Origin of the sequence: Acinetobacter sp. TYF_19 (assembly GCF_043105125.1) — a bacterium.
GTDB lineage: Bacteria > Pseudomonadota > Gammaproteobacteria > Pseudomonadales > Moraxellaceae > Acinetobacter > Acinetobacter johnsonii.
In genome coordinates this window covers 1-11,580 of sequence record NZ_JBICLH010000065.1, presented here as the reverse complement: position 1 = coordinate 11,580, position 11,580 = coordinate 1, and the positions used below count along the sequence as shown (strand labels likewise).

The 11,580-nt window shown below is 36.5% G+C and carries 4 protein-coding genes and 2 pseudogenes; 1 reads left to right on the top strand and 5 read right to left on the bottom strand.

Annotation, left to right across the window (positions count from 1 at the left end; genetic code table 11):
- Positions 1-228: 228 nt before the first annotated feature.
- On the bottom strand, positions 229-639 hold the full coding sequence (locus tag ACF8FD_RS09330; RefSeq protein ID WP_279679171.1) for a hypothetical protein: 411 nt from the start codon (positions 637-639) through the stop codon (positions 229-231).
- Positions 640-831: 192 nt separating this feature from the next.
- Between ACF8FD_RS09330 and ACF8FD_RS09325 the strand changes: the two are divergent.
- Positions 832-1,044 (top strand): annotated as a pseudogene (locus ACF8FD_RS09325) (IS3 family transposase); the annotation flags it as partial.
- 41 nt (positions 1,045-1,085) lie between these two features.
- Here the strand turns inward: ACF8FD_RS09325 and ACF8FD_RS09320 are convergent.
- The 4 genes and pseudogenes from ACF8FD_RS09320 to ACF8FD_RS09305 all read right to left on the bottom strand — a co-directional run.
- Positions 1,086-1,855: pseudogene (locus ACF8FD_RS09320) on the bottom strand (POTRA domain-containing protein); the annotation flags it as partial.
- A gap of 482 nt (positions 1,856-2,337) precedes the next feature.
- The gene (locus tag ACF8FD_RS09315; RefSeq protein WP_228716260.1) at positions 2,338-2,619 is read right to left on the bottom strand and encodes a hypothetical protein; all 282 of its coding nucleotides are present in this window, start codon (positions 2,617-2,619) and stop codon (positions 2,338-2,340) included.
- On the bottom strand, positions 2,616-7,703 hold the full coding sequence (locus ACF8FD_RS09310; protein WP_234304595.1) for an RHS repeat-associated core domain-containing protein: 5,088 nt from the start codon (positions 7,701-7,703) through the stop codon (positions 2,616-2,618). The genes ACF8FD_RS09315 and ACF8FD_RS09310 overlap by 4 nt, the downstream gene beginning before the upstream one ends.
- Before the next feature lie 18 nt (positions 7,704-7,721).
- On the bottom strand, positions 7,722-10,934 hold the full coding sequence (locus ACF8FD_RS09305) for a type VI secretion system Vgr family protein (protein WP_234304594.1): 3,213 nt from the start codon (positions 10,932-10,934) through the stop codon (positions 7,722-7,724).
- Positions 10,935-11,580: the final 646 nt, after the last annotated feature.

The following is an 11,580-nucleotide window of genomic DNA, read 5'->3' as shown; positions in this document are numbered from 1 at the left end:
GTATATCGACCAATGATTTTGAGGCAAGTTTGTTATTTAAAAAATGAATCTACTATCTTTCTTGGGCCACTCAGGCATTTCATTATAAGATCTAATAGAGTTTCCTAAATCTATTTCTTTTAGACATTCACAGATATATATTCTATTTAAATTAAATTTCATTAACTTATACTAACTCACACTTCACTTTGAACAAAAATAAGAAAGCATAATTTTTATTATTACGTTTTAAAACTCCAAACTCATGGAAATATCGCCTTGTTTGGGATCGTAAGTAAACTCGACTAAATTCCATTTGTGATTTTCTTTATTCAAAATAACTTTAGTAGGATGTTCTACATAGAAATTACTATGCTCTAATTTATATTTCTTCATGAATCTTTTCAAAACTTTAGAGTGAAGCAAGTTTTTTTCAAAAAACTCAGGAGTTTGAAACAATATATAAATCATATTTTCTGTTTTCAGAAATACTTTCAAATCAACCATATCACTTAAATAAATTAGTTGATTATAAAAGTAGTGTTGTTTGCCATTTATTGATTCTTTTTTGAAAAAATTTAAAGCATGAATATTAGCCAAATCAATAGTTAAGTTATCAATTTTTAAAATTTTTTCATCCAATATAATTTGTAAATTCAATTTATTTTCCATATTTAATTATTTTACCTATTGAAGTTAGATTTTTTATCTGAGTTTTCAATAAAATATTGAGTTCCTCCTCGACAGCTATAAAAAATTTCGACCTTTTTATGAGTTAATATTTCCTCTAAATCTTCTATCGATTTTGCGCTGTGATATCCATTACCATTAACCCTTCAATGAGTAAGCGGGGGAGATTGTTACGATAATGCCCCAATTGAAAGCTTCTGGGGAATACTTAAAAATGAGTTGATTCATCATTGTAACTATAAATCAAGAGAAGAAGCGAAAGCGGATATTATAAAATACATAGAGCTATTTTATAATCAGCAAAGAATCCAAAAAGGGTTAGATTTTAAAACACCGAATCAAATGGCAGAGGACTTTTACAAGTTAGCTGTATAGAATCTCCCAAGTGGAAGTCTCCTGTAATTTCAGCACACATCAGTAAACAGATGGTCTAAAGATAAGGTTGCTGTGCTTTGAGATTTCCCAGTTGAATCTGAGCCTGTATCATCAACACCTAAATGAATCCGGTAGGGTTTTGTTTGTTGCCTTCCCAGTTCTAAATCACTATAGCCAGGTTGATTACGTTGCTCTGAGGGTTTTATTTTAAAGTCTGCCTCAACAGTCGGCACACGTTTAAAGTTTTCTAAGCCTTGTTCAATATCCTGAATATTTAAAATATCCCCAGAGCGAACAGGCAAGGCATTAAATTTATGAGCACGCTTTGACGTCTCTTGAACAAATTGAATTTGATCTACCTTCCCAGCAATCACTTGTAGTTTAATCTCACCCGAGGCAATATTTTGTTGAGGGAGCAGCATTCGGGTAGTGACATAACCATGACTAATAATACTGTTTTGAATCAAATCTAAAGCTTGGTTTAAATCTTGTACGCCAATACATCGGCCAATGAGATTATGTTCAACTTGCGTGACGGGGCGCATAGTAAAAGTAAATTGACGCGCATCCTCCCCCATCAACACAAATTTTTTAATTTCAAACATACATCTTCACTGTTTGATTTTAGATATTGCAGTTATGTTTGGGTTTGAAGTTGTTTTTCTAATCCCGTTTGCACTACAGCTTCGGGCTGTAATTGCTTTTGTAATGCTTCATCACGTTGTTGCTGGCGCTGAACGGCATCTATTTATAAGTCTGGACGTAATTGTGGGTCAGCTGCATAAGCCGAACAACTTAATAAGCTTAACATAATGAATATTTGGTTTTTTTATTTTTTTAAATACATATTGAACATAGTGTAAGATAGTTTTATTGAATTACTACCAATTGATATAATTATGTAAACAAAAAATATACTTAACAAATTAATTTAAATAAGTGCTTAATTTATCTATATTTTATTTTCTATTAATTAACGACATTAAATACATACTATACCCTTTTTATCCTAGTAATGTTAATAGAAAAATTTTTATGCAAAAAAACTAAAGAAAATAAAAAAAAGATGCTCATGCTTTGGGGAAAACATGAGCACATAAAACTTAATATAGGGCTAAATTTTGTAATACATAAAAATGATACTTACCACACAAAATAATTTATGAACTCAAAATAATTGAATAAGAATCTTTAAACTCTCCTTCAATCTAGCTTACAGACCGTATAGAAGGCTCTTTTACAACCCCTCTTCCTAATTAAATTTGGCTTTAGAGGGAACCGTGTAGATTAGAATCACATATCACCTGCCGCTAATAAGTCATGATGCTTTTTGCAATAAATTTCATTATACCAAGTATAATGCATATCATTATTCACCCTCACTGAAATCCATTCAGGTAAATCATTCAAAGATGTTATATTTATTTTGTTTTCTAAAAAAACAAATCTGCTGTCTTGTTCTGGCCATTCAGGAGTTTCATTATAAGATCTAATAGAATTTCCTAAATCTATTTCTTTTACCATGATTTCTTTTAGACATTCACAGATATGTACTTCTTTATTTCCAATTTTCATATTTTTCTCACTTTACCCTCTTTAAAATTTTTACGCTCAGCTTTTTCAACATAAAACTGTGTCCCACCACCAGAATATGTATGTGGATCTTTCCATACGGTATTTCCATCATCATCCTTAAATGTAAAATTAGAATTAGCCTGAGCTTTACCTTTTGCTACACATAAATCTTTTTGAAGAATAAATGCTTTAACTTTAGTTCTCATATCTCTTGGTTTACTTTCAGCCCAATTCCATCCAGGTGTTACTTGTACTAAATCATGATATTTTTGAGCACTACCTTTAGATTGGTTAACAGTTGCAATAGTTACACCATAACCTAACCCCCCAGGTTCTAAAGCATAAAGTACTGTGCCCTTTTTTATAACCACATTTGTATAAGAATCTACTCCATCATAAGAATTATAAGGCTGACCAGGTTTTTGTCCTTGAAAAGCCTTAGCTTCAGCTGCTGGATTTCTCCCCTCACAAGGATTACCTGGACAAGGTTTTTTCTTAGGTGAAACCCCTCCTCCCTTCCCACTACTTCCTTTCGAACCTTTTCCTCGTGCTAACCCTCTCGGGTCAACCCACTCAACTGGGTTCGGTGCATAAGCATAAACATTATGCCCACCTAAAAGCCCAATGGGATCTTTAGAAATAAAGCGCCCTACGTAAGGCGAGTAGTAACGATGACGGTTATAGTGAAACCCTGTTTCTTCATCAAAATACTGCCCTTGGAAGCGAATATTATTTGAAATGATTTCACTATTTTCAAAGAAGTTTGATTTCACTTTCTCTGCTTTACATTCACCCCAAGCTTTATATTGTGCCTTCCAAATGATCTGACCACTAAGATCACTCATCTCTTGTGGAGTCCCCAAATGGTCACAGTGATAGAACCAAACATCATCAAAGCCTTGACTACTCTGAGTCTTTTTCCAAAGTAAATCACGAGTAAAACTGTATTTATCGTCCCAAACAGGTGTTGTATGTATCTGTATAGGCGTTTGATAAACAGCTTGAATTAAGGGAATAAAGCTGTCTTTTTCATAAAGATAATGCTTGGTATATGACTCATTTGACTCATATGCTAACGTGTCACCATCCCATCCATAAACAAAATCCAGCTCTTGACCTGTATGATGGTGCTTACTTCTTTTTGCTAAACGTCGCCCCATCGCATCGTAACGATATTCAGTAGTATATTCAGTATTACGACTTCGAACCAAACGACCTAAAACATCCCAAGATAAGTTTAAATCCCCTTGATTTGATTTTTGAGCAGTCAACTGTCCATAAGCATCATATTGATATTGTTGATCTAAATATTGACGAACAACATTATTGACCAATTTCAAATAGCCATACTGGTTTTCATCTGTTCTACGTTCGTGAATTTGATTTTGCTGTTCCAGATGTCGATCTATTAAATTACTCGCAGGGTCAAAACTAAATTTTTCTTTACATAATTTCGACGTTGCTTCAAGTAAACGTCCAAGTGGATCATATTTATAATGAATATCACCACGACGGCTGTCCTGAATTTGAGCAAGCTGACCAGATTTATCATAACGATAGACACGTGATAATAGACTTGTAGTGTCTTGAACAGCATTTTGTTCTTGTTGCAATTGCGCATTTGCATAGCCATTTTCATGGCCTTGTACGATTTGTTGCTGACTCAACCGCCCCTGTTCATCAAAGTGTTCAAATTGGCTTAAACCGTTTGCATAGTGTCGTGCAATTTCGCGATGCAAATCATCGCGTTCGAAGCTGACAATATCTTGTCCATTTAAAATTAAGCTATGGACATGACCCGTTCCATAAGTCAACCAATCAATATCTTGTCCATCTGGGCGTATCGTTTTAATACGGTCATTGATTTCATCGTAGCCATGTTTCCACACTGCTGTCTTATGAGTTTTGTTGTCTTGAATATGCTCTCGGACTAAATTACCCACAACATCATAGAACCACTCAACCTTACTCTCTGCATTTTTTGCCAATAAAATTTGACCATGGCTGTTATAGGCAAACTCTTCTAACTGCTGTTCTTCTAATTCATTTTGACCTTTGTATCCAAAACCAGAAGTACGTTGTTCAAGCCGCCCCATACTATCGATAACGAAGTGCTGAATACGATCTTTTGGTGCCAGCTTTCCAGACAAGTTTTGCCCTTGAAGCATTGCAACTTCGATACTGGTTTGAAGTTGACCATTTGTCTCGTCATATTCATACAGGGTTTCTTTTCCATCAAAATCAATTTCTTTGATTAAACGACCAGCTACATCATAAAAGAACTCAAAGGCCGCACCATTTTCATTGATTAATCGTTTGAGTCGGCTCAACTTATCCCACTCATATTTAATCTTATACCCCAGAGGGTCAATACGATAAGAAATTAGACCTGCTGGGTCATAGTCATAACGTATTTTTTTCCCAGTTGGATCGATATACACCAACAGTCGGCCTTCGGCATCATGAATAAAATGTTCTTCTAATACATCGCTATATTTAATCTTTTCTAGTTGACCAAACGAGTTTAATGGTAAACCTTGTTCAAGAGGTTCTCTTGTTTCAGCCGTAAAATCACTATAAAAATATTCAACTTTATTTTTTAAAGCATTCTCTACTGAAGTCACTCGCCCTCTGAGGTCATACTCCCATTTTGTTTCTTTACCTGAACAGTCGGTATAACTGATTAAGTTCCCTTGGTCATCATATTTTAATTGTTTGCTTCCACCTTTCGCATCTGTGATTTGTATAGGAAGACCCATAGCATTGTAGTTGTACTTTGTTTCTCTTTTTAACGGATCAATTTCTTTTATTATGTTTCCTGAACCATCATATTCTTTAAACCAACGACCTTGTTCAGCATCTACCATACCAATGAGTTGATCCTGATCATCATAGTCATAGTGGATGGTCGCCCCATCAGGTTGGGTAATTGTGGTTAAGTTGCCATTCTCATCAAATTCATATTCATTGACAGCTGCGTCAGTATCAATATGTCTAACTACACGACTACATTCATCTCTGAAATACCATTCTTCCAGCCCATCTGGGTAAACAATACGGTAGGTATAACCATCAATATCATAGTAATATTCTGTTTCATTACCATATGCATCAATAACATAGGTAAGACGAATATTCTCATCCCACTCTAAGCGAACCTCAGAGCTACCATCATCTGCCCATTCATGGTATGCCTTAGAAGTCGGTGCAATGCCATCGTATTCTAAATTCATACCGCGACCTGTAAGATCGGTATAACGTGTTATAAGATGATGATGATATTGGTAATAATAACTTGCGCCATTTTCAGTAATGGCTTCAATTAAATCGCCTTTGTCATTGTAGTTATAGCTTGCTAGTGGACGTTTTAATTCTCCCTTTTCAATTGCCCAAACATCTTCAACCTTACCTTGACTATTTATGCTAAATGCGATGTGTAGCAACAATTGGGATTTATGTTTAATTAAAATATCTGAAATATAAGACTTATTATTGATCTTATGGTCATAACGAACTGCTGCCGTCATTCCATTTTTATACTCAATTATTGATAATCGGTATTCATCATTATATTTTTCAAAGATGTGCTTCTCATCTGTACCAAATGAAATCATTTGTACATTTTCAGAAATCACACTGTAATAAAATCCTTCCTGTTGATCATGAATACTTTCCCCAACATTAATATCCGCTAAAGCAATTGGGCGCGCATCTGCCCCAATATACTGCAACCCTTTTAATTGACGGATATGTCCTTCTTTCTGTTCTGTTTCTTCTATATATTCTGTTTTATTAATAATGCGTGACATAAATGGCGTAAACCAACGCGCTCCAAACTCACCATCATCCAGTTGATACAAATTTGAAGCGTAGGTTCTAGAGAGAACAAAGCTAGACAAAGCAAATTCATATGCATCTACATGAGTTAAGAATTCAGTTCCTAAAGCATAACTGATACTTCTTTTAGTTTTAGTCACTGGCTTGGTTTTACTTCCATTTACACCAGTTGTATTCAGTGGACAACTATCATTCGGATTGTTATTGGCACCCTTCTGATTTTGAATAGTTTCCAATTCCCCACTTGGTCTTTTTTTATCTTTCTGTGAAGTTTGATTCGGTTTAATTGCAACCGTCTTTTTTGCCTTCTTCAGTTTAAATTTTTTTGCAGCTATCGAAAGTTTTTGTAATAACCAAGAAAAACTCATAGCTGTATTTGGATCGGCCAAAGGCGCTAATTTTGACGGTACAGTATTACTAAATTTTCTGAAAACTCCAATTTGCTTGTTAAGCAAGGCTTTTGTATCTGATCCTATGAAATAGGTTGCAGTACCAGCTCCTAAATTTCCATACTCTTTTCCAACAGCAGAAAGACCACTCGCTAAGAAAGAAATACCATGTGAAAATGCTTTTCCAGTATCACGAAAAATATTGTCACCAGCTTTAGATAAACTGGCTTTTGCATTTTTAATGTCACTCCTTGAATTAAAAACTTTTCCAGTTAAAATTTTGCTCATACCATCAGCAAAATTATTGCCAAGCTCTTTAGCTTTGCCACCACAATCATTAACTGTCTTTTTAACTAAAGGCTGTGCCTTATCTGCAAATTTATCCAGCTCCCCTGCTACACGCTCATTAACATGATTAGTTAATAATTCAATAATAACATCAGGTATTTGTTTAGTTAAATTTTTGGATTTCAGTGTTTTCAATGCTGGTCTAAGCGCTGTGCGAGCTGCGGCCATCCCGGGAGGTAAAGGAATCACTCCAACTAAATCAATTCCTAGGTTTAGCCAATCGGGGAATCCTGGATTTGGCTTCTTCGTAATTTCAATGACATCATAAACAGCATCTGTTAATGAAATAATATTTCCTATTACTGGTAAGCTTCCTGCAACATTTTTAAGAGTATCTAAATCAACAACACCCCCTGTATTTTGCTTTAGCCATTGATTAATTTTTTTTGTCCCAGCATTCACATCTGCCATTTTAATTGTATTAATTGGTGCAACTGCTGCTTTTCCAGTATTACTTCTCGTACTTACTTTCGTTTGTTGTTTCTGCGCTGTTTTTGGTGGATTAGCCATTCTTCTAATTCTCAATTCTTACTTAAATGTTAAATTCATAGCGTTCATCGGGTTACTATTGATCAAAGTTGTGCTTTGACCCGTGGTATTTGAAGCTTTTTGTCTTAATGGATTTTTGATTGGTTCTAGGCTATTGCTAGCAACAACTCCTTGCACCCCATTGGCTATACTTTGCCCTTTAGAATTTTGTCCAAGTGCTTTGGGTACAAAGCTGGCGATTTGATTGGTCAACTGCGTTTCAGCACCTTGTTTTAGCATTGGGAGCAATGTCTTTGCCCCTCCATCTTTCAACATGCTGGCTGCTCCAATTGTTTTCTTAATTGTCTCAGGATTGGTAAATGCTTGACCTAATGTTTTCTTCGCTTCACTTACTGCATTTTTTAGTACAGATTCAGCCTTCCCCATTAAACTTTGTGCATCAGGATCATTTTCATTTGGCCACATAGGTGGTCGTTTAAAGTCACTCGCTTCATCCCATGGATTACGTTGATCTTCTTCAAATACAACTTTGGCTGCGCCTGTCGCTAATCCTGAAACACGGACAAAGCCTTTATCATCCAGTTGCCCTTTAAATTGCTTACCAAGTGAATCAGTAACGGTATAGCCGCCCTGTTTGACAAAATCGCCATGTGCATAATCATGTAATAACTCAAGTACACCCTGACCACGCTTGGGTGGTGGCGGTAAACTTGATTTAGTACTTGCTGTCGCTCCACTTTGGAACACATGCTGTGCTGCATTCACTCTAAATTCACCTCCTGTTTTCGGGAAAATTCCAGAACCATTTAAGGTGATTTGTGATGTAGCCCCTGTGATGACAATCTCTTTAGGACTGCTAATTTCGATACGGTCCTCAGTCGAGGAAATAATGATGCCTTTTTTAGCAAGTATATCCAATGCATCCGATTGGGCTTGGATCTCAACTTTACTCTGTGCTGCTACTGCTTTGATCCCACCTTGTGCAGCAAACAAGCTCAGTTTGTTTTGCGCCTGAGCAATCCAGTTCTTTTGAGTGCTGAAGTTGATGCTATCGCCTGCAATCTGATTAATTTGTGAATCAGCAGAGAAATGAATATCTTCAGCTGTACTTAGCGCAATTCCGTCAGGTGAATTGAGCAATAAAACTGCCTTTTTGAATTTTGCAATTTTTTGTTCGAGTTGTTCTGCAAATTCTTTAAGCTGCTCAAGCGATTCAATTTCATCAGTCTTTTGATTTTTGGCAATATCACTTAAAGCTTTACTATTTGTCTGACTGGCTTCTAGTTGTTTCTTGGCAACTTCAGCATCTAGATGCTCACCTTTGGCTTGATCTTGTTTATACGTGGAAACAAGTAAGCCTTGTCCAGCACGGACAGCTCCCCACTGGTCAGTACGCAGTTCAAAACCTTCACCTCGCCCTTCACTCGTGTCCGTTTCTTTAGGATGACTCAGATTTCCTAAATTCAGTTGTGTCGCACCATGACTGCTTTGTAGTTGGGTGCTGATCTGACCCGTCGTGTCATCAAAACGTAGTTGCCCGAAGCCCTCTCCTTGATACTCTTTTGATCGAATCCCTGCAAGTTTTTTGGTATCAGGCAGTTTGCCTGTATTGTCAAATTTGCTTGGATGACGTTGTGCTTCATGGATGCGCCCCACGACAAATGGTCTGTCGATATTGCCATCAAAGAAGTCGATAACCACAATTTCACCAATACGCGGTAAGAAGCGTGCACCATAACCTTCACCAGCCCAAGGTGTGAGCACATCAACCCAAGCAGAATCTGTGTCATTATCATTTGAACCTGCACCGCCATCGTGAGTATTGTCTTCATTACGCGTGAACAGGAAACGGACTTTAATACGCCCCCATTCATCCACGTGAATTTCATCACCACTTGGTCCAACCACTTTCGCACGTTGTGGTGATGCAATAGGCCGTTGTCGCAGAGGATTGTATTCTGGAACAATAGTGATATTACGTCGTTGTAAGACGAGGTGATTGGCTTGGCGTTCGTCTTTATTATTTGTTTTAATTTCAGCCTGTTGCCAATTGGTTTGTTTCAGCAAAGCTGTGATTTGATCGGTTAAATCTTTAGGTAAGTTATTCTGATTATAGAATTTTTTAGATGTGATTAAAAATTCTTTGTCTGAACCACTATGCTGATCAATTTCAGGGTGCTCGTTGAGCTCAAACCAGTAACCCACTTGTGCATCTCGTACGGTCGAGGTAGCCATGAATTGCTTGGCTTGTAAGTCGTAATAGTGACCAAGATTTTGGTTAAACTTTTCAATCTGACCATTGCCTGATTTGGTCGTTCCATCTTCACCTTTAAGGTCTTGTATCCATGCAGGTGAAAAATGCCATGCTTGCTCTAAACCTAGGCTGGCGTTGTCTTGATTATCACTATGGTTATGTTTGCTTTGAACTGAACCCGCACCTTCTTCTACTTCTAAAGTATTTGCTTGCCAATGTTGAATATGGACAGATGTTGGTTGTATAGAACGCTGCCCGACCAAATTTGTAATCGAATCACTGCTTTCTACAGCACTGCTACGATGGAAGCGAATATTCTGACGTTCTAAACTTTGATATTGGGCATTGTCATCAATCAGTCTAAGTTTTTGTGGTTGAATAGGTTCACTTGAACTGGACACTTTGAGCTGAGACTCATCAATAAGCCAGTTAATCCCCTCTGAAGAGAGCAGCCTTTGAATAAATTCACTGTCCAACTCATTCGCTTGCATCATGAATGGGCGCACATCATATTCTTTGCTTAAACCACTTTTATCCAAAGTCAGACTCGAAGCAAATAAGGGACTACGTTGCTGCCACTCGGCAAAAATAGTTTGAACCACATCAACAACAGACTTCGCCATGAAAACTCTAGAATTACGTCGATGCTTCCATAAGGCTGTCGGGTCTTCCACGGTTAAACGGTATATGGTTAAAGCGCCATCGCTTGCCCCCACATCCGCCTTGGTGATGATGCCTGAAATACGATTGAGTTCTGATTTATCAGTGACAATATCGACAGCCACCTGACTACCAATAAATTGCTTTAACGGAATATGAGCGGATGTAGATAAGCAAAGGAGCTGTAACTCTATACCTACATTCAGTTCATGCGTTCCATCTATGCGCTGAAGGAATACTTGTTCGTTAAGCGAGGTATTGCTGAACTGAATATGAATAGCACGTTTTTGTGCACTAAGTCCAAGTTGCTCTATTGCAGCGTAAATATTATTGGGCATCGTTATTATTAAATTTTAAGTTGTGGCTGATTGTACAAAAGTCTCAAAAAATTTCTTTAATTTTTTGTAACTTTAATAGAATTTTTAAGTTTCAGAGCTTTTTTCAATAAATGACCGATCCATCTGTAAGTTTCTATTTTTATAGTTTTGATATTATCCCAGTCATATTCAGCCTTAACCAAATTCATTCCTTTATCCACTCTAGAAATATTAAAGTTTTTCAGTTAATACCAAACCACTAAAATTTTATTTTTTTCATACTGGTTTGCAATTTGCTCAACTTTCATTTAACCCGTTAACAATTACAGCCTTCTACATAACCCGCAATTCTTGAAGCTGTTGCTTATCAGGAAATATAGGCATTCCCCAATAGATGATACAGTAGGCTACTACCAATAGCTTATACATAGTAGCAATTGATCTGCTATCGACAGAAAGTTTAGATCATCACCTTATGCAGGATAAATATAAGTTAAGTACATCAATTATTATTCGAAAAAAAGACCCAGTTATTCACGTCAGATGTTTGAATTGAGATTCAGCCTGCTTATGTATATCAATATATGGCATAGAATTAATTACACAGGAAAGATGAGAAAATCTGAATGAAAAATTATAGTTTATTATAAGTTATACGCGTGATTTA

Coding starts and splice junctions, on each gene's coding strand:
- ACF8FD_RS09315 (WP_228716260.1), bottom strand. CDS start 2,619: ATGAAAATTGGAAATAAAGAAGTACATATCTGTGAATGTCTAAAAGAA.
- ACF8FD_RS09310 (WP_234304595.1), bottom strand. CDS start 7,703: ATGGCTAATCCACCAAAAACAGCGCAGAAACAACAAACGAAAGTAAGT.
- ACF8FD_RS09305 (WP_234304594.1), bottom strand. CDS start 10,934: ATGCCCAATAATATTTACGCTGCAATAGAGCAACTTGGACTTAGTGCA.